At 44.5% G+C, this 21447-nt stretch carries 13 protein-coding genes and 1 pseudogene; 6 read left to right on the top strand and 8 right to left on the bottom strand.

Annotated elements, in window-relative coordinates; translation table 11 throughout:
• The first annotated feature begins 22 nt into the window (after window positions 1-22).
• Window positions 23-2131, top strand: coding sequence for an alpha-L-fucosidase (locus tag INP83_RS16700; protein ID WP_219125161.1), 2109 nt, complete (start codon window positions 23-25; stop codon window positions 2129-2131).
• A gap of 208 nt (window positions 2132-2339) precedes the next feature.
• Here the strand turns inward: INP83_RS16700 and INP83_RS16695 are convergent, their stop codons facing one another.
• Complete coding sequence (locus INP83_RS16695) at window positions 2340-2582, bottom strand: hypothetical protein (RefSeq protein ID WP_219125160.1); 243 nt, start codon at window positions 2580-2582, stop codon at window positions 2340-2342.
• Window positions 2583-3071: 489 nt separating this feature from the next.
• Between INP83_RS16695 and INP83_RS16690 the strand changes: the two genes are divergently transcribed.
• The 4 genes from INP83_RS16690 to INP83_RS16675 all read left to right on the top strand — a co-directional run bounded on the left by INP83_RS16690 (window position 3072) and on the right by INP83_RS16675 (window position 11025).
• Entirely contained in the window at window positions 3072-3620 is a 549-nt protein-coding gene (locus INP83_RS16690; protein WP_219125159.1) for a ferritin-like domain-containing protein, read from the top strand.
• 1 nt (window position 3621) lies between these two features.
• Window positions 3622-5832, top strand: coding sequence for a catalase (locus INP83_RS16685; protein WP_219125158.1), 2211 nt, complete (start codon window positions 3622-3624; stop codon window positions 5830-5832).
• Window positions 5833-5846: 14 nt separating this feature from the next.
• Entirely contained in the window at window positions 5847-6332 is a 486-nt protein-coding gene (locus tag INP83_RS16680; RefSeq protein ID WP_219125157.1) for an ankyrin repeat domain-containing protein, read from the top strand.
• Between the two features lie 130 nt (window positions 6333-6462).
• Window positions 6463-11025, top strand: coding sequence for a DUF3320 domain-containing protein (locus tag INP83_RS16675; protein WP_219125156.1), 4563 nt, complete (start codon window positions 6463-6465; stop codon window positions 11023-11025).
• Window positions 11026-11320: 295 nt separating this feature from the next.
• Here INP83_RS16675 and INP83_RS16670 read toward each other — a convergent pair whose 3' ends face one another.
• The 5 genes from INP83_RS16670 to INP83_RS16650 form a co-directional block, all read right to left on the bottom strand.
• Window positions 11321-12433 (bottom strand): efflux RND transporter periplasmic adaptor subunit, encoded by a 1113-nt coding sequence (locus INP83_RS16670; RefSeq protein WP_219125155.1) that lies wholly within the window; start codon window positions 12431-12433, stop codon window positions 11321-11323.
• 1 nt (window position 12434) lies between these two features.
• A complete protein-coding gene (locus INP83_RS16665; protein ID WP_219125154.1) occupies window positions 12435-15719 on the bottom strand; it encodes an efflux RND transporter permease subunit in 3285 nt (1094 codons plus the stop codon).
• A gap of 9 nt (window positions 15720-15728) precedes the next feature.
• Window positions 15729-17123 (bottom strand): TolC family protein, encoded by a 1395-nt coding sequence (locus INP83_RS16660; RefSeq protein WP_219125153.1) that lies wholly within the window; start codon window positions 17121-17123, stop codon window positions 15729-15731.
• Between the two features lie 122 nt (window positions 17124-17245).
• On the bottom strand, window positions 17246-18571 hold the full coding sequence (locus INP83_RS16655) for a HAMP domain-containing sensor histidine kinase (protein WP_219125152.1): 1326 nt from the start codon (window positions 18569-18571) through the stop codon (window positions 17246-17248).
• Window positions 18568-19257 (bottom strand): response regulator transcription factor, encoded by a 690-nt coding sequence (locus INP83_RS16650; protein ID WP_219125151.1) that lies wholly within the window; start codon window positions 19255-19257, stop codon window positions 18568-18570. Before INP83_RS16650 ends, INP83_RS16655 begins: the two co-directional genes overlap by 4 nt.
• A gap of 48 nt (window positions 19258-19305) precedes the next feature.
• Between INP83_RS16650 and INP83_RS16645 the strand changes: the two are divergent.
• Window positions 19306-19522: pseudogene (locus tag INP83_RS16645) on the top strand (helix-turn-helix domain-containing protein); the annotation flags it as partial.
• A 27-nt stretch (window positions 19523-19549) separates the two neighbouring features.
• On the opposite strand, the gene INP83_RS16640 reads toward INP83_RS16645, so the two are convergent.
• Together INP83_RS16640 and INP83_RS16635 are read right to left on the bottom strand one after the other, a co-directional pair.
• The gene (locus tag INP83_RS16640) at window positions 19550-20410 is read right to left on the bottom strand and encodes an NAD(P)-dependent oxidoreductase (RefSeq protein ID WP_219125150.1); all 861 of its coding nucleotides are present in this window, start codon (window positions 20408-20410) and stop codon (window positions 19550-19552) included.
• A gap of 81 nt (window positions 20411-20491) precedes the next feature.
• Window positions 20492-21355, bottom strand: coding sequence for an AraC family transcriptional regulator (locus INP83_RS16635; protein ID WP_219125149.1), 864 nt, complete (start codon window positions 21353-21355; stop codon window positions 20492-20494).
• Between the last annotated feature and the right edge of the window lie 92 nt (window positions 21356-21447).

The raw sequence follows: 21447 nt of genomic DNA, 5'->3' as shown, positions 1-21447 counted from the left end.
ACTGAACATAACTGATTACAAAATGAGATTTTCAACCCTGATTATCACCTCATTCTTATTTATCCCTGTAATTTTATTTGCCCAATCTGCTCCGAAGCCTTATGGCCGCTTGCCCAGCGAACGGCAATTACACTGGCAGGAAACAGAAATGTATAGCATAATTCATTTTAGCATGGCAACGTTCAGTGACAAAGAGTGGGGATATGGTGATGAACCGCTTTCATCGTTCGCTCCCTCGCATTTTGATGCCTCAAAAATCCTTGCTACCGTTAAAGCAGCAGGTATTAAGGGTATTGTAGTTGTTGCCAAACATCACGACGGATTTTGTTTATGGCCTACCAAAACAACCAGTCATAATATTAGCAATACCCCTTACAAAAACGGTAAAGGCGATATCGTTAAAGAATACCAATTGGCTTGTAAAAAACTGGGCTTAAAAATGGGTATCTATTGTTCTCCATGGGACCGAAATAATCAACTGTACGGTGATCGTAAATACGTAACGGAAGTTTACCGGAAACAGTTGACAGAACTGTACCTGAACTATGGTGATCTTTTTATGTCATGGCATGATGGTGCGAACGGGGGGGATGGCTTTTACGGAGGTGCCAGATCACAACGTAAGATCGATAAATCCAATTATTACGGTTGGGACAGCACGTTTAGGATAACAAGGAAATTGCAATCGGGCGCCGCAATATTCGGAGACGCGGGGCCAGATGTGAGATGGATAGGTAATGAGGAGGGTGTTGCCGGCGAACCTTGCTGGGAGACCTTTACGCCTCATGCAGTTGAGGGCGACAACCCCACCAATGGAAACGTTAAATACTGGGAAAGCGTGAACGGAACCCGTGATGGCAAGTATTGGATACCTGCGGAGTGCGATGTGCCGTTGCGACCCGGCTGGTTCTATCACCAGTCGGAAGATGGGCAGTCCAAGACACCATATCAATTGGTTAAGCTTTATTATGAAAGTGTAGGTAGAGGAGCATGCCTGGATCTGGGCCTTTCACCTGATAAAAGCGGATTGTTAACAATGGAAGACACCAAAAACCTGAAAGACTTTGGTGCGATCATCCGGTCAACATTTGCCGTGAACCTTGCCAAACAAGCTAAATTTACAGCCTCAGATGTTCGTGGAAAAAATGCAGGATTATTTGGACCACAGCATTTAACTGATCCTGACCGATATAGCTACTGGGCAACAAATGACAACGTCGCCCATCCACAATTAATGATCGATCTCAAAAGACCGGAAGTCTTTAATGTGATAAGACTCCGGGAAAACATCAAACTCGGGCAGCGTATTGATTCCGTTAGGATCGATGCTTTTATTGACAATAATTGGGTGAAAATAGCTGGTGTGACCTCTATTGGAGCCAACCGGCTTATTCGGCTTAAAACAAATATTTTGGCTCAAAAAATCAGGTTAAGTGTTTTCGCTCCGGTTTGTATAGCCTTGAGTGATTTTGGCCTTTTCAAAGAACCAGATCATCTGAGCCCACCGATCATCCGTAAAACCAAAGACGGTAAAATTGAAATAACTACTGATGCGCCGGTAAGGGCATTACGCTACACTATTGACGGCAAGTCACCAGGTATTCTCTCAAAAGTCTATAATGGCCCATTTTCGTTAGTAGACGGAGGTACGGTCAAAGCTTTGAGTTTTTCTAATTCCCAAAAACAAAGTGCAGTAGCAGTAACCACTTTTGATCAGGATAAAAACGGTTGGAGCGTTTCGTCATCTTTACCATCTATTCCGGAGGCTTTAAATCGTGCTATTGACGACAATGAGCAAACTTTTTGGTTCGATGAAAAAAATGAGCAAGAGTCTGATATTCGCGAGATCATTGTTGATATGGGTAAACCCAAATTAATCACCGCATTCACTTATCTCCCAAGGCAAGACAAAAAGCCTGAGGGTATCATCAACAGTTATGAATTTTATACCAGTGATGACGGTAAAACATGGTCTGCCAATTCAATTGGAGAATTTGCCAATATCATTTCAAATCCTATAAAGCAAGTTGTATCACTTGGTAAACCAATTACTGCAAGATACTTTAAACTTGCCGCTAAACGAATAATCAATAACCGCAACCCTGCAATTGCAGAGATTGGGATAAGATAATATCAGGGTTATGCTTTATTGTTTTCCCTGATAACAAGTGCGCAACAAAAGCATGTATTAAGCTTATAACCTCCGATTTCGCCCTCGACTAAAAGCCGTTTCACCTTATTAGCGGTAAAATGCATCCGGCACCAATAGGACAGATCTATTGGCGCAGCCGGATATAAATGGCTGAAGCGATGGGTTGCGACAGCATAGTCGTGTTGTATTATTGCGCGAGACCCTTGTTTTTTCTTTTTATATCTGCATCAACATATAAAAATATTGCACCAAAAAGGAATACGACGCCACCCATAAATGCAGGAATCTTAACTGACCAATTGCCATTTAAAGTGGTTATTGAGGCGGAACCTCCGCTATCATCCGGGTTTTGATGATGTTTGTAAAATACATTACCACAGATGATCAAGAGCAGCCCTGCTGCGATCATAAAAATACTTAACTTTTTCATAATAATTTTAGTTAAATGTACGCCTGCTGGGAAAGCGATGGGTTGACCGTTTGGGAACGAATCGCTAAGAGAGAGGTTATGTATAATACAGCATTGCACGACATAATGTTTTTATTTAAAAAGTTAACATTATACTGCAATGAATTACTGGTACCGGCATTTGTTTATATCTGGCCAACGCACTGGTGCGACAGTATAAATCATCACCTGAAGTCGTTGTATATTAATATAACCAATGTTGTTTTGAAAAATTCGATTATCCTTTTTATAGGGCTAAATACACCCAGAGCACATACTACGAGCTTTCACCTTACCGAACTTGATTTTGAGTAATAATTCAAATATTTAAATATTGAATAAAAAAGCAGAACAATTATCTAAGCTGATGGTTTAATCAGAACTACTCATTGCCGTGCCGCATCATCTTATTGTTTTTGCAGTTCAGACCAGCATACGCAATCTAACAAATCATCTACTCGTAGCATATTTATGAAAAAAGAATCAGGAGAACCGAAATTCAGCACTAAAACATCGCCCACAGATCAGCCGGCCTTGCTGGGGTTATTTGTAGACGGCATTAAAGACATTTATTGGGCAGAGAACCATTTGGTTAAAAACCTGCCAAAAATGATCGAATCGGCAACATCAAAATCGCTTGCGAATGGTATAACAGATCACCTGGAAGAAACAAAAAATCACGTATATCGCCTGGAGCAAGTGTTCGAACTACTGGGTGAAAAAGTGCAGGCGCAAAAATGCGATGCAATGGAGGGCCTGACCAAGGAAGGCGAAAGCATCATTGAAAGCACCGAGTCAGGAACGGCGACACGGGATGTGGGAATTATTTTAGCCTCACAAAAGGTTGAACATTACGAGATCGCCACTTACGGCGGATTGCATCAACTGGCCATTACGCTTGGCTTGGATAACATCGCAGCATTGCTTGCAGAAACTTTGGCGGAAGAGAAAGCAGCAGATGAGAAATTAACACAGGTAGCAGAGAACGATATAAACTACACAGCAGCAAACGAAGCATAACATGGCAAAGACACCATCACCAAAAATGGGTACCGAGGCGGCTATTGACAAACAACTGGCACCTCAACCCGAAAACGCGAAGACCCAAAGTCTTGCTCAGCACACTGCTGACGCTGCAGGCGAGCAGATGAATACCAACACCGGACTACCGATAAATGATGACCAAAACTCATTAAAGGTAGGAGATCGTGGCCCCTCATTGCTTGAAGATTTTCTTTTTAGGGAAAAGATGACTCATTTTGATCACGAGCGTATCCCAGAAAGAGTGGTACATGCCCGTGGGTCTGGCGCGCATGGTGTGTTTAAATTATATAAACCGTTAGGTGAATATACCAAAGCTGCCTTTCTGAATGATACTGAGACCGAAACACCGGTGTTTGTACGCTTTTCCACAGTTGCGGGTTCAAGAGGGTCTTCAGACCTTGCACGTGATGTGCGCGGTTTCGCAACCAAATTTTATACGACAGAAGGAAACTTTGACCTCGTAGGAAATAATATGCCGGTTTTCTTTATTCAGGACGCTATCAAATTCCCCGACCTGATTCACGCTGTTAAGCCCGAGCCTGATAATGAAATTCCGCAGGCTGCTTCAGCGCACGATACCTTTTGGGATTTTATATCGCTGATGCCTGAATCGGCGCATATGATTATGTGGGCAATGAGTGACCGTGCTCTCCCTCGTAGTTTAAGAATGATGGAAGGTTTTGGCGTTCACACCTTTCGCCTCATCAACGCTGAAGGTAAATCAAGTTTTGTAAAATTCCATTGGAAACCATTATTGGGAGTCCATTCAGTTGCCTGGGATGAAGCGCAGAACATCTCTGGTAAAGACCCTGACTTTCATCGCCGGGATCTGTGGGACGCCATCGAAAGCGGTAATTTTCCTGAATACGAATTGGGCTTACAGATCATACCGGAAGAAGACGAATTCAAATATGACTTCGATCTCCTGGATTCGACTAAACTTGTACCGGAAGAATTGGTGCCCGTACAGCGTGTTGGTAAATTGACACTGAACCGCAACCCCGACAACTTTTTCGCGGAGACAGAACAGGTCGCCTATCACATTGGGCATGTAGTGCCGGGTATAGATTTTACGAATGACCCGCTGTTACAAGGACGTTTGTTCTCGTACACCGATACACAGTTGACCCGTTTAGGCGGGCCCAATTTCCAGGAAATTCCTATCAACCGGCCAATTGTTCCGGTACACAATAACCAGCGTGATGGCTTTATGCGCCAAACTATCAACCGTGGTAAAGTGAGCTATAATCCTAATTTGATAGGCAATAACGATCCTCAGCAGGTCAAAGAATCGGCAGGTGGATTTGTAAGTTACCGCGAGCGCATTGAGGCCCGTAAGGAGCGCCTGCGTAATAGAAGCTTCTTTGATCATTTTAGCCAGGCCAGGTTGTTTCTTAATAGCCAGTCAGACCCGGAGAGAAATCACATCGTTGACGCACTCACCTTTGAGTTGGGTAAAGTTAAAACTATAGCTATCCGTGAGCGGATGCTGGGCATTTTGCTGCAGATCGACAAGGGGTTAGCTGCCCAGGTGGCCTACGGGCTGAGGTTACATTTACCTGAAGTTCCATCTACTAATCAAAGTATCCCGGCGGATGGAGATCCGGCCGATTACCAGTCCGTGCAGGCGGAAGGTGCATTAGCAAAATCAGAGGCACTTAGTATGGCTAATACGGTGAAGGACACCATTAAAAGCCGAAAAATTGCCTTGCTGACAGCTGATGGTGCAGACGCAGCCTCGATTAAAGTTGTCAAGGATGCCCTGGTTGCCGAGGGAGCTACCGTTGAACTGATCGCACCGCGACAGAGCTACATAACTGCAGCGGATGACACACAGATCATTATAGACCAAAGCTTTCTCACCGCTGCCTCAGTACTATTCGATGCCGTTTATGTTGCCGGCGGCACCAACGCAGTAGCTACGCTGGAAGCAGAAGCTAATGCCGTTCACTTTTTAAACGAAGCATTTAAGCATTGCAAACCTATCGCTGTTGCCGACGACGCTTTACAAGTGATCGATGCTACTTATTTCAGTAAAAAGCTGCCTTCTGATTTTTCTGAAGCATCCGTGTTACGCGAAGGTATACTGGTTGGGAAAGCCGACAAGAACTTTACCAACCTGCTGATCAAAATGATTGGGCAACACCGTTTTTGGGAACGTGAAAAACCAAGACTGATACCTGCTTAATTTACATTGCATCTATGAACAATGATATTCAACCTATTATCAACGCCGCCCGGATGGGCGAAGTTGATACCTTAAAAGGCCTGATTACTGCCGACATTGACCTAAACGCGACTGACGAAAAAGGTTATACACCACTCATTATAGCCTGTTACAATAACCGCCTGGATGCAGCCAAGTACCTATTGCAAGCCGGTGCAGACCCCGATGCTGCCGACCTTGGCGGTAACACCGCGCTAATGGGTGCCTGCTTTAAAGGGTATCCGGAGATCGCTGAACTACTTATAGAAAATGGTGCAGACCTTAACCGGCAGCATGGAAATGGTGGAACGGCACTTATGTTTGCTGCAATGTTTGGTCGAAATCAATTGATTGAATTATTGCTGGAACATAATGCTGATATAACCTTGGTGGATAATCGTGGCATGTCGGTGTTTGACCTTGCAGCGCAGCAAGGCAATGAAGACGGAATTGTGATACTGGAAAAGTATCAATCAGCTTAATGAATTTAATTTGCCATATACGCCACCTGCAGGCGTTGTTGGTATAGATGATATTATCATGCTTATGGATTACAGTTTAGCCCGGCTCTAAGGTTACTTCAAAAATCATAGAGAATCATTAGTTTTGGCTATGGACGAAACTATTCATTCGCGGTTAGAATCATCAAGGAAAGAACTCCTTGATCTGGGGCTTCGTAATCCGTTACTTAATTATAAAATCACTAAGGGTAAAGGCTTGCACATAGCCGACGAGCGCTCTTCCGCAGTATATGATATTCTGGTACGCCAGCAAAAGTCCATGACCTTTCTGGCTTTAAAAGAAGGTGGTTTATTTCTTGAAGGTGAAGAAAAATATCACGATACTAAGCTACAAACAGAAGAAGATGAATTAAAACTACAGTCCAGGTTACTCAATACTTACTATTTTGCACGGACAAGTATCGAAGAACAGGGCGTTAACCTGCTTTACCTTGCCTTGGGTATGCTGTGCTGGCATGATAGCGCCGATGCCGATACGCAACGCTCAGCACCATTGATTTTGATACCGGTTAGTCTGGAACGCTCAAGTGCCCAGGAACGTTTTCGTCTGCGCTACACAGGGAGCGAAATAGGTGCCAACCTGTCTCTACAGGCAAAAATGAAAACCGACTTCAATATCAATATTCCTGATATTCCCGAAGCCGAAGAGTTCGATCTTGAAGCATATATGGCCACTGTTCGTCTGCATATCAAAATGCAAACGGGCTGGACAGTGGATGACAACGCAATAGAGCTTGGCTTTTTTTCTTTCGGTAAATTTTTGATATATAATGATCTGGATACATCGAAGTGGCCGGACCCTATTAAGCCTGAAGCACACCCTAACGTTAAGGCATTATTGGCAACGGGTTTTCATGAAGACAGTTTGGACGAAGAAGAGGATCTGGATACGGATACCAAAGCAAATGAGTTATTTAGGGTTGTAGATGCTGATAGTTCACAATTATTAGCTATGCTGGCTGTACAAGACGGTAGCAACCTGGTTATACAAGGGCCGCCCGGCACAGGCAAATCTCAGACGATCACTAATATTATCGCTAATGCCGTTGGCCACGGAAAAAAAGTGCTTTTTGTAGCTGAGAAAATGGCGGCACTTGACGTAGTTAAACGTAGGCTTGATCAAATTGAATTAGGTGTGGCCTGCCTGGAACTTCATAGCCATAAGACCAATAAGCGAGAGGTACTGCAGGAGATCAAAAGGGTGATGGACCTCGGTAAACCTCAGACCGCAAAGCTGGAGTTGGAGATCCAAATGTTGGAAATTTACAGAGCAGAGCTTAATGCATACTGCCGTGCTGTAAATCACCAGCTCTCGGGAAGCGGATTGAGTGCACAGCAGGTCATTGGATATTTATTGCAGATTGATGAGCTGACAGATGGTAAAAACCTGATGAAGCTAAATATTCCCGATATTGAGCAATGGGATCTCAGTAAGATCAGGCTGGCAGAAGAAACTGCAGACCGAATTCAGGCGCGTTTGAAAGATGTCGGAACACCGTCCGGGTTGTTGTTCTACGGCAGCGGTTTGCTCTTCCTTTTACAACATGATAAGGCCACCCTTCTACAGCGGCTGCAAACCGCTCAAAACTCCTTAGCGGAATTACTTACCTTACTAACTGCCATAAGCGAAACTACGGGCTTTACAATGCCGGAACAGGCGTCGGACTTGCCTTTGCTTAAAGATTTTTTGGCACAAGCTGCAGCCGCGCCAGATCTGACTGGCTTAAACTTAGCCGATGCTGCCTGGTCAACCAAAGCGGAAGATATCAAAGAATTAATTGAGGCCGGGGCAGAACTCGCTGTACTGTACCGGGATCATAAGGATACCTTTGTGGTTGAGGCATGGACCCAGGATATCCTGGAAATACGCCGGAACATCGTTACCTATGGTGATAAGTGGTATCGTAACCTCAACAGTAGCTACCGTAAAAGTAAGCAGCAACTGGCGGCTTTGTTAAAAATTACGTTACCATCAGAAGCTAACGAAAAATTAAAACTGATCGATGTGCTTTCTGAAGCAAGGCGACTGGAAGGGCTGCTTAACCAGTATGATCAGTTTGCTTCTAATTTGTTTGATACACGCTGGCAAAAACAACGCTCTGATTGGGCGTCGCTTAGCGCTGCTGCGGTTTATTTAGCTGGTGTTAGCGATCCAACCTTGTCTGCCTATTTGGCAATGCATAAACCGGCCGGGACTGCCGGCAGTTACCTGAATGCGTTAGACAAACTTATTAATTTAGTCGAACAGGAAAAACAGCAGGCGCTCAACGCGTTACAGATGGGTGTTTTTCCGGAAATGTTCAATGAACAAACGGGCCAATGGGCAACCTGGATAAATAATTTTGATGACCTTCAAATAGTTATCGACTGGAATCAACTGGCATCACAAGCTGAAAAGAACGGTTTTGGCTATCTTGTGCAAGCAGCAACTGACTGGGAGGGCGCAAGTGAATTATTGAAGATCAGTCTCCAAAAGACCTGGTATGAGTATTTAATTACAAAAGCTTTCCAGCTTAGCCCGGAACTTTCCAAATTTGAGCGGGCCAGCCATGAAGAGGCAATAGCTAAGTTTCGTAGACTGGACCAGGTAAATTTATACTACAACCGGGCACGGGTTGCGCTTAAACATTGGGAGGATCTGCCTAAAGCAAATGCAGGCGGCCAGGTAAATATTTTAAAAACCGAATTCAATAAAAAAACCCGTCATCTACCCATCCGCAAACTGGTAGAAGAGGCGGGGCAAGCCATGCAGGCTGTGAAACCTGTATGGATGATGAGCCCGATGTCTATTGCTAATTTTCTGCCTGCAGGAGCGATAGATTTTGACCTTGTCATTTTCGATGAGGCGAGCCAGGTGCGACCGGTTGACGCTATTGGTGCAATTAGCAGAGGCAGGCAATTGGTGGTTGTAGGCGACACCCGTCAATTGCCTCCAACAAGTTTCTTTGATAAGTTAAATACGGATATCGAAGAAGAAGATAACGTAACCGCGGATATGCAAAGCATTTTAGGTATGTGTGATGGACAAGGTGCACCTAAGCGCATGCTGCAATGGCATTACCGAAGTCAGCACGAATCCCTGATCACTTTGTCCAATCATGAGTTTTATGAAGATAAGCTGGTTATCTTCCCGAGTCCGGGCTCAAGGCAGGATCTGGGCCTGCGCTTTCATTATCTACCAAATGCGGTTTATGACCGCGGTAAAACCCGGACAAACCCTATTGAAGCAGTTACCGTTGCTAAAGCGGTGATAGAGCATGCCGCTAAGTATCCATCCCGAAGCCTCGGCGTTGTTGCCTTCAGTACGGCACAAGCGCAAGCCATCCAGGCCGCCCTGGAGATAGAACGCAAAGCCAATCCAGCTACCGAGCCGTTTTTTTATAGCCGTGCAGATGAACCGTTCTTTATCAAAAACCTGGAGAACGTACAGGGAGACGAACGCGATGTGATCCTGATAAGTATAGGTTACGGCCGGACAGAAGATGGAAAAATTCCAATGAATTTCGGGCCACTCAATAATGAAGGCGGCGAGCGCCGTTTAAATGTATTGATAACGCGGGCCAAAATGCGGTGCGAAGTGTTTACAAATATTACCTCAGAAGACATCAAAGTAGGAGAGTCCGCCCGGTTTGGTCTGCGGACGCTGAAAAGCTTTCTGTACTTTGCACAACATGCTAAGTTCGATCAATCTGAACCTGTCATTTCGAATGATGTTCGGCCATTTGAAGAGGAAGTAGCCGCGCAACTGGAAAAAGCAGGTCACACCGTTCGCAGCAAAGTAGGCTCACTTGGATTTTATATCGATCAGGCAGTCGTCGATCCGGAAAATCCTGGTCGTTACCTATTGGGTATAGAATGTGATGGTAATGCCTATGCCAGCGCCACCTCAGCTACAGACCGAGATCGGCTTCGAAACCAGGTACTGGAATTGTTTGGCTGGAATTTATATCGCGTATGGAGCACCGACTGGTACCGTAATCCATCCAGAGAATTACAGCGTTTGCTCAAGGCCGTTGAACAAGCAAAGAATCTTGTTGTCGAAAATGATCGTGATCATGATATACACGAGCTGGAGTTGACGCGCGAAGAAAACAATCAAATTGTTGCAGAGATCAATGAATATCGTCTTGCCGAAATACATATTGAAAATATCCGCCCTGAATTCCATCTATACACTTTTAAGGAATTGGGTAATTGGATAACTGAAGTAGTGGCAATTGAAGGACCTGTACATTTTGATGAGGTGGCCAAAAGGATCACCGAAGCGGCAGGTATCTCAAAGTTGGGCTCAAAAATTCGATATACGCTCTCGCAAGCGTTAGAACAGGCTATTCAGGCAGGCAAAGTAGTTATTCAGGAAAACTTTTTGTTGCTGCCCGGGCAGCCTGTTGAAGTCCGTGACCGAAATAAGCTGCCGCCAGCGTACAAGAAACTTTCTTTGATATCACCACAAGAATTGCAGCGTGCAATACAGCAAGTCGTTAACGATTCAATTCGTATTACAGAGCAGGAGGCGTTGCCTTTGATCGTTAAGTCATTAGGGTTTGCCAGGATCACCGAGGAAATGAAACAACAGTTGACCGAGGCTGTTGGCAAGGCAATCCAGGAAGGTGTCATAAGTTTTGAAGGGCTGCAACTTAAAATGCCTGAATGAAGATTTGAGATGCGCGCCACGGTAAACCGATAAGCTTAAAAGTTCCGGAATTTGGTGATACCAGACCATATTTACGCAAAAAAGGGTGCGCGAATATCAACACCTTCATAATGAAGGTGATGAGGTCAAGCACGATTCATGGAATTACCAGGCATCTGCAAAGTATTCTATATATGACACAAAACAACGGCAGTTCAAATTTCAATTCTTGTTTCCAGAAGTTGTTAGAACTTTACAAAAAAGGCCGACTATAACAGGCGGCCTTTTCAACTAAACAAATAAACCTTACGGAGTATCAATCTTTCGTAGGTGTGGTTTTTACTTCACTACCATTTCTTATTTCTTCGCTGGCCACTTTAACAATTTGCTGGCCGGGATTAAGCTGGCCAAATACCTCGATCTTATCATCAGCCTGGCGACCTGCAGTTACGGATACCCATTTAGCTTTGCCATCCTCAATAGCAATTAAATAAACACCAAGGGTGGAGTTAAGCACCGCTTTGGCTGGTACTACAAAAGCACCGCCATCACCTGCAACCGGTATGTGTACCTCTGCCACCATGCCCGGTAATAATTTTTTACCGGTATTTGTTACGTCCATCTCAATACGTTGTGCACGCAATTTAGAATCTAATGCACCCGCCAAACGGTTCACTTTAGCATTAAAGGTTTCTCCGGGGAATGCCTTTACCGTGAAACTTACTTCGCTTCTATTGCTCAAGGCACCGGTATAGTTTTCCGGTACACTTACGGCAAGGCGCAATTTCTTTTGCTCTTGCAAAGTAAATACAGGCATTTCAGAGCCTTTACCTGATGGGCCTACATACGCGCCCGCGCTTACATTACGTGCTGTGATGATACCATCAAATGGTGCACGAATGGTAAGGTAATCGCGGTTTGCACCGCTCTCTTTGTAAGCAGCACGAGCAGCTTGTAGCTGCGCCAGGTCTGAGTTTTGTTTGGCCAAAGCAAGATCTAATTCGTTTGGCGATACCGTGCCTGGGGTTTTGCTTGTTTCTAACAAACGTTTGTAAGTGGCTTTGCTGGCCTGGTACAACGCTTCTTGTGATTGTAGCCTTGATTGTGCTCCTGATAGCTGTGAGTTTACTTCCGGTGCTTCCATGGTGGCCAATAGCTGGCCTGCCTTAACCTGCGTACCTATATCGGCATATAGCTTTTTAATAAAGCTATTCACCTTGGCGTAAAGATCAACCTGTTGGTAGGCTATTAGTTCGCCTGGAACATTGAATGATGTGCTGATTGAACCTTTTTGCACGCTTACTACTTCAATTGCAGGAGCTTCGGTAGGTTCTGTTTTTTTATCTTTTGACTCAGACGAACCGCAGGCCTGCAAGGCCAGCGCCACGGCAGATACCTTTAATAAATTTATGATGGATGACTTGTTCATATTAGTGAGTGACAGGATTATTTGTGTTGATATAAAATTTACTTTCTTCGTCTTCAGGATCAAGGGATACGCTTTGAGTAGTCGCCTTTTCCTGACCCCATGCAAATGCCAGCGGCAAAATAAATAACGCTGCAAAGGTAGATGCTATCAAGCCACCCACAACAGCGCGGCCAAGTGGTGATGATTGGTCGCCGGCTTCACCTAAACCGCTTGCCATCGGTATCATACCTACAACCATTGCCAGGGCGGTCATTACAATAGGGCGCATACGCAGCGCAGCAGCCTCTTTTGCCGATTGCAAAGCGTTACCATTGTGTTTACGTAACTGCTCGGCATTGGTGATTAATAATACGGCATTGGAGATGGATACACCCACAGACATGATCATACCCATGTACGATTGCAGGTTAAGTGTAGAGCCGCATATAATGAGCAACAATAGTGAACCCAATATAACTGCCGGCACGGTGACCAAAACCACACCCGATACTTTAAACGATTGGAAGTTAGCCGCAAGCATCAGAAATATCACTACGATGGCCACGATCAAACCGTTCTCTAAACTGCTCATGGTATCGCCAAGGGTTTGGGTTAAGCCTATCATCTCCACATTTAAACCGCGTGGCAGTTCGCCAAGGGAATTAATTGCTTTTTGTACATCTTTTGATGCCGAACCCAGATCGTGGTTGTTTAGGTTGGCTGTTACAGATAGCACGGGCATGGCACCTAAGTTATCATTTTCGCCGTAGGTTGTGCCTGGCGTTAAAGTTGCAACATCGCTTAACACCGGGCGATCTGAATTGCGCAGGATAGGGGTTTCTCCAATATCGTTTATGCTGCTCATTTTCGCTTCAGGCACTTGTATCTGCACACTGTAGCTGTAACCTGATTTTTCATCTATCCAGATGTTTTTCTCCGTGTAGCGGGATGATGAAGTTGATGCGATCAAAGAGCGGGATATATCGTTCATATCTACGCCTAATTGCGCAGCCCTTTGGCGATCGACCTCTACTTTGATAGCCGGGTACTTGGTAGACTGGCCTAATTGTACATCGCGCAGGTAATCTATTTTTTGTAACTTAGTGATCAGTTTATTGGCATATTCTTCATTCAGTTGTTTGTTACGACCCGAGATCCTTACCTCAACCGGGGTAGGGGAACCTTGGCTAAGGATCTTGTCCGTTAGTTCTATCGGTTCAAAAGAAAGTTTAATATCAGGTATCTCTTTAGCCACTTTGGCGCGGATCTTTTCTTTTAGTTCATCCAAATTGGCGTGGTAATCTTCTTTTAAAGCCACCTGTATAATAGCTTCATGCGGTTGTGCCATCCAAAGGAAAATAGGGCTGATAGAGAACAATGCCGGATGCGTACCTACGTAGGCAGAACTAATGGCCACATTCTCAGGGCCGGTGATGCTGCCAATTGCTTTGATGGTTTCTAAAGTTTTCTTTTCTGTGCTTTCGATACGGGTACCTTCAGCAGCACGGATACGCAACTGGAACTGCCCGCCGTTTACCTTTGGTAACACATCGCGGCCAATAGTGCTCATCATAAAACCTGCAGCTATCACAGCTATCAGTAAATAGCCTAAAACAATAGGCTTGCGAAAGGGTACCATCTTATCAATAAATCGCATATAGCTCATGCGGATGCGCTCAAAACGACTGATTTTACCGTCATGGTTGCTGTCGGTATGTTCAACCAATTGGCCTTTTTGCGCCCAGGTATCGTGCTCCCCTTCATCTGCTAATCCAGCTGCTGCAAATTCTTCGGCATCGGTCATTTCTTGGCCATTTGGTTTGTGGTGATGTTTGATCTTCATCAACCAATTTGCCATTACCGGCACAAATGTCTGCGCCAGGAAATAAGATACGATCATGCTGAAACCAATGGCCAATGCCAGCGGCAGGAACAATGAGCCGGGGATGCCACCCATACTAAATGCAGGCGCAAATACCGCCAGTATACAAAACAGGATCAATAATTTAGGGAAAGCTATCTCCTTACAGGCATCCCAAATTGCCAGTGCCTTTGGCTTGCCCATGTCAAAGTGCTGGTGAATATTCTCAATGGTTACCGTACTCTCATCTACCAATATCCCGATAGCTAACGCAAGTCCACTTAAGGTCATGATGTTGATGGTCTGTCCAAATAGGCTTAAGAATAGCACTGCCGAAATGATAGCGATGGGTATGGTTAAGATTACAATACAAGCACCACGTACATCGCCAAGGAACAGGAGTACCATTAACCCGGTTAGTAGTGCACCAATGCCCCCCTCAGTTAATAAGCTTTTTACGGAGTTGATCACATACGTAGATTGGTCAAACTCATAGCTCAGTTTTACATCCTCAGGCAATTGGGCTTGCATTTTAGGAAGAGATGCTTTTAACTTTTGTACTACTTCCCAGGTTGATGCGTCGGCACTTTTGGCAATATTAAGGTAAACCGAACGGCGCCCGTTAACCAATGCATAGCCAGATGTTACGTCGGCACCATCTTCAACTGTAGCTACATCTTTTAGGTAAAGGTTCTGTACACCACCTTTAAACAGCGGAATGTCTTCGAAATCTTTAATATTATGCTCGGTAGTGTTTGTTGGGGTGATATAGTTTTTGTCGCCCACACGTACGTTACCTGATGGTGCGGTTAAGTTGTTTACACGCAGAGCTTCAACTAACTGGTCGGGCGTTAAATTGTGTGACCTTAATTGCTGCGGATCAACCTTAATAACAACGGTCCGTACGTTACCACCTGAAGGAGGCGGACCAACCAAACCTGGTATTTGAGTGAAGGACGCACGCACGTATACGTTAGCCAGATCGGCCAATTCGTTGTTGCTGCGCTTATTACTGCTTAACACTATCTGGCCTACAGGCAGGGTAGAAGCATCAAACCTGATGATGAATGGCGGGTTTGAGCCGGGGGGGAAGATGGCCTGCGCACGATTGGAAAATGCACTTACCTCGGCAGCGGCCTGGGCCATGTTGGTGCCGGGGTAAAAGCTGATCTTCATAAGGGTAAGGCCCTGGATGTTTTTGGTCTCGATGCTTTTTACACCGTTCACAAACAACAATACGTTAACGTACTGCTTACCGAACATGGCTTCCATTTGTGATGGCGTGTAACCCGAAAAGGGGTGTGAAAGGTAAATAACGGGCAGATCAAGCTTGGGGAAAATATCAACCTTTATAGTAGTGGCCGATTTGATGCCGAAGAAGAGCATACCGGCAACCAGCACCATAATGGTGATAGGTTTACGCAGCGCAAAACGAATTAAATTCATCAGTATATATTATAGTTCATTTACAAAAAGGTTCAGGTCACCGGTGGCGGCAGCTTTGAGCAACAGAGCCTGCCATACGTTATTGTATGCAATATCGCGGTCGGTTTCGGCACGAATAAGGGCGTAACGCGCCTGGGTAACATCAACCAGGTTGGTTAGCCCATTCTTATACAATACCGATTTCTGGATCCAGGCATCGCCTGCGGCTTTAATTTGGACAGGTACCTCGCGGTAACTGGTAAGGGCATTCAGAATTTTCTTATCAGACAGGTTTATCTGAGCGGTAAGTTCCTGGCGGGCAAGGTTGTATTCATCCGTTAACCCTGCGCTGATCAGGCGTTGCGCTTTTACCTGTTTGGCCACCCGGAAAGGCTGCGTGAAATTCCAGCTAATACCAACACCTACCAGGTAGTTTGAACGGGTAGGATTAATGCCGTCCCAGTAATTGCCGCTGTAAGCGGTTTGGTCTGCTATATAGTTACTGCTAAACCCTGACCCCCTTGATTGGAATACACCTTGTAAGGAGAAGGTTGGGTAGCTGAATGTGCGGTAGTAATCCGCCTGTTTGTCACTAACCGTGATGCGGCTCTTGTAATAATCTAATACAGGATGTTTAGCAGAGATGCTATCCACTGACGACGCTGCGGCGACATCTGCTGGTATCCTGGAAGTAAATATCGTATCTAAAATAAAGTCAGCATTTGGCGAGCCTATCAGCACTGCCAAATTTTTTGCCTGTTCCTGCTCGGCGTTCAGCGCCTGAATCAATAATATTTTTGCCCCGGAGATCTCCGCATTAGCTTGAGACGAATCCACGCCGGCTATTAAACCGCCTTTAGCCCGTGCAATTACTACTAAGCGTGAAGTATCGGCACGTAAAAGATTTTTACGGTATGATGCAGTGATGCGCTGGGCCGCTACCAGATTAAGATATGCTGCTGCTACTTTGATCCTTTGCTGAAATGTCTCTTGTCGATAATCATTGTTATCGCGTTGGGCAACGGCCACCGCAGCGCGCACGCGGTCGCGCGCCCGGCCAAAGGCAAAGAAATCCCAGTTCATGTTAGCCAGGTAAAGCGCACCGAATGCGGCGTTCCAGTTTTGCCTGCCCAAAGCCGGGCCCGACGAAGCAATTGCTCCACCAAACGCATACAGCGGTCCGTTTGTTCCGTTAATGGTGCCGTAGGCTTGTTCCACACCCAAATTCAGATTCGGCAGGTATTCGCGCTTAGCCTGATCAACACTTGCTTTTGATGCGTTGGCATAGTTTGCCTTGGCTTTAACTGTACCATAGTTATCTGAGGCCATTTGTAGGGCCTCTTTTAAACTAAGATGTTGTTGTGCTTTTGAACTATTTGCAAGTAGTAAAGCAGAGGATAAAACTAATAAGGAAAGTCTTTTCATGTACTTCAAAAAAGCGCTGTTAATCGATTGATTAACGCATAGCAAGAGTACCGCTACTTTTTGAAGTAATTTTGAAGTATTGCTACAAATCTGAATAAGTTGTAATGTTTATGACAAAAAAATTACGCTAAAATCGATTCTTTTGCAACAAATGTCTCTTCCACAGTTGTGGTTGGTTGCTGTAAAACAGCCTCGTTATCAAAGTTCACACAAATAATATGCTCTTCGTTTTCGTAGCTATAGTTAACTTCAAAATTGTTCACAGCACATATTTGCTGAACAATGGATAAACCAAGGCCAACGCTATCTTCGCATTGATTGGATTTTTTGAACCGCTGAAATAAACTTGCCGGATCAACCTCTGGTGCTAAGCCCGGGTTTTTTATAGTGAGGTGGTGTTGAGTGAGGGTAATATCAATATAACCATTCGGGTTGTTATAGCGGATAGCATTACCCAATAAGTTGTTCAATAGTATCTCTGCCAATACAGGGTGTATCTGCAGCGGAATGTTACTGCCAATATGATTTCGCAGCTCAATGCCTTTTATATCAAGATGTGGCGCTAAAGCTCTTACCATATCTTTTGCAATACGGCAGAATTTTACCTTTTCAGTAGTTTGATATTCTGAATTGTTAAGCTTTGTAAGCAATAGAAGCGAGCGATTGATTTTCACAAGCTTCTCGATAGAATATTGCATATCACCTATCAATTGAGCTTGCTCAGCATTTATTTCGGTTTCCGATAAAAGTTCAAGCTTGGTACGCATAACAGCCAGTGGTGTTTGCACTTCGTGCGATGCATTTTCGCTGAACTCTTTTACAGCATTATATTCTTTTAAAGCTCTGTCTGTCATGTTTTGCAGAAAGCTGTTCAACTCTTTAAATTCAGCGGTAGAGGTGGCCGGTAAAACCAGTTTTTCTTTATTGCCGAGTGTAAATTGTTCTATGCTCTTCAAAGTTTGTTTGAAAGACGATAGTATATACTTTGATACCAGCCTGCCACTGATGAGTACGCTTAGGGTGATCAAACCAATCTTCCAGGCCAAGGCATAAACCATCCCCATAATGATCTGCTTGCCCTGGGTAATGTAATTGTAGGTTGATACCGCGTAGACCTTATTATTGATCTTGTAGTATGAAGTAACATCCATACGGCACTCATCCCGTTTCAATTCAGCATTGTAAAAGCTATAGTTTTTAGTTTGCAATTTAACGGCAGGCAAAGCAGCAACTTGCTTAACAGTTATAGGCCTGTCTAAAATGTACTGGTGAGGCGGCTGGCCTGCTTTTAATTGTTCGGCAACCTTGTCGGTAACATCTTTAAGTCTTCTGATCTCTGCATTATTGATGTTGCTTTTTATGCTGCGATACGATATGATCATGGTGAACGGCGTTACCAGGAACACAACGCCCATTATCCAATAAGTAAGCTTATTAATTAATTTCATACCCCTGCTTCTTTAAAACGATAGCCCAACCCGTATACAGTATCAATATAATCAGTACCATTTAACTGCGATATTTTACGTCTCAGATTTTTAACGTGCTGATAAACAAAGTCTAAATTATCTAAATTGTCGGTATAGTCGCCCCAAAGATGGGTGGCAATAGCTTGTTTTGACAATACCCTGTTTTTATTTACTATAAAATACATCAGCAGGTCAAATTCCTTACGGGTTATATCAAGCAACTCACCATTGATAAAAGCTTGTAAGGTATCGGTATTCAGGTTTATTTCATTAAAGCTAACAACGTTGGCATTTGTTGCCATTTGGTTTTTACGCCGGTAGATGGCACGCAGACGGGCATGCAGTTCGCTAAGATGAAAGGGTTTGGTAATGTAATCATCAGCTCCGCCCTCAAGGCCTCTGATCTTATCGTCAAGAGCTTCCTTTGCAGATATAATGAGTACAGCGCTTTGGATGTTCTCCTGCTTAATAAGTTTCAGCAGATCAAGGCCGTTCCCATCAGGCAACATAATGTCAAGCAGTACGCAATCGTAATCAACCGACAGCAATTTGTCACGCGCTTTAAGATAGGTATCAACCACATCACAAATGTAGCCTTCTCGCACCAGGAAATCCTCGATGCTGGCTCCAAGTCGTTGATTGTCTTCAAGCACAAGTACTGTCATAACCACAAATATATGGTGCAATTTTGAAGTAAATTTGAAATGCGCTTATATAAAGTAAGTTTGCTGAGGGTACATACAGGCCAGAACACGCAGCAACACATCCATGAAAAATTGATCGGGAAAGCCAAGCAATGGCTTTCCACGACCAGCCTCTCGGTAAGTGAGATCGCTTACGCGCTTGGTTTTGAGCATGCACAATCCTTTATCACACTATTTAAGAAAAAACCAATTTTCGCCACTGGAATTTAGGGCAAAATTCAATTAAGGCGATTCAGTCACTCTCTTTTTCTTTTTACAAAATGTCAAGATCTTTGGCAACATGGTAACTTGGCACCAGTGGTCGAAAACTTGTTCGGCTTCGCAACTTTGTAACATCCTGAATGCCTTTGAATGGATCATTTAGCGGGCCTTCATTTTCGTTGAAAGTTTCATCTAACTGGCCAACCGATTCTGCCAATTCATAAAGAGTGATCGGCGCATCATCGGCCAAATTAAATATCTCACCGTCCAATCCTTCAGTAGTCATTAAAATCATTAATGCCTGCGCTACATCAAGGTGATGCACCATATGCATACGCGAACCCGATTGCATCTTCAGTTGTTTAATGTACGGAATGATCTCTGCAATGTGCGGGTCTTTGTCGCCGTACACGAAACCCAGTCGCAGCACCCTTACATCGAAGCCGTTTTCTCGTTGCAAATTGAGCAGTTCTTGTTCGGCGGCTATCTTGCTGGAAGAATATGCTCTCGGGTCATTGATATCTACCTGCTCATCTTCCGTGGCAGGGCGGCCATATCCCGAACCATATACGTTGCTGGTGCTGGTAAAAACAAATCGCTTTACACCAGCATCCATAGCTGCTTGCGCAAGGGCAATACTGCCTTCGCGGTTGGTTTTAATAATACCTTCGTTGTCTGTAAAGGTGCGGAATAATGCAGCGAGGTGAATCACCGCATCCATACCTGCCACTGCAGGCGGCAAAGTTGCGGGGGCGTAAAGGTCGCCAATAATAGGTTTTGCACCAATTGTAATTAGTTCGGCGGCTCTATCAGCATCCCTTACCAATATGGTTACATCATGTCCTTTAGCGATTAGTCTTGGCACAAATCTGCTTCCTACTTTTCCGGTTGCCCCGGTTACAAGAATCTTCATAGTTCATAAATTTAATGTACTACAAAGCTCCTTTTTGGCGGGATAGATTGCCAATCACTACCAAACCAATAACTATAATTATCAAACCTTCCTAAAACCGTTAGGCGTGGTGCCGGTAGCACGTTTAAAATAATTATTAAAGTATGCGGGGTACTCAAAACCCAGCGCGTATGCTATCTCGGCAACGCTCCAATCGCTGTGATGCAAAAGGGCTTTGGCTTCAGCTATAATGCGTTTGGCGATATGAGCCGAAGTCGGGTGGCCGGTTACCTCCTTTACGGCCCGGTTCAAATAATTTACATGCAGCGATAATTGTTCGGCATAATCATGGGGCGTACGTAAACTAAGCGGTTCGCTACTCCGTTCTATGGGGAATTGCTTTTCAAGCAGATCCATAAATAACCGAGCAACACGAGTTGCGCCATTTCTGGAATGTGAAAGATTTTTTGGTGGTTGGATGCGCAAAGCTTCGTGTATAATAAGGGAGATGCAGTTTTTGATCAGGTCACTTTTATGAGGATAATCTCCGTCATACACGGATAAGATCTTTTTGAAAATGCCAGTCATGAAAGCTGTTTGAGCCTCATCGAGCTTAATAACCGGATTTTCGCCAATCCTGAAAAGGGGAGAATCCTTTAGTTCACGGGCACTGATGAAATTTTCAGTAAAAATACAAGCATAGCCGCTGGTGCGGTGTACGCGCCGGACGAGTGTATGCGCTACTTTAGGGTTGATGAAGAACAATACTGTTCCTTTGATCTCCAATAATTCCCCGCCATAATTGATGGTCATGTCACCGTTCACAAGGCCCATTTTATAAAAGTCGCGGCGGCCGGCGCTAACCGGTACAGCTTCCGAATGCGACAGCGCATGCACCTTAAACCCTGTCAGTTTTAACTCCGTTAAGTCCAACCCGGGGATGCCGGTAGTTTCTTCGTTTGACATGTGCCAAAATTAATAAAATCAAACCTTAATTGTAGGTCACTCAAAGTTCATATCGTTGATTCGGTTTGCTCATCTTCGGCATTATTTTAGCT

The sequence above is a fragment of the Mucilaginibacter sp. 21P genome (genome assembly GCF_019331605.1).
GTDB lineage: Bacteria > Bacteroidota > Bacteroidia > Sphingobacteriales > Sphingobacteriaceae > Mucilaginibacter > Mucilaginibacter achroorhodeus.
Note: the sequence above shows the minus strand (reverse complement) of the source record. Positions and strands in the feature narration are given on the sequence as shown.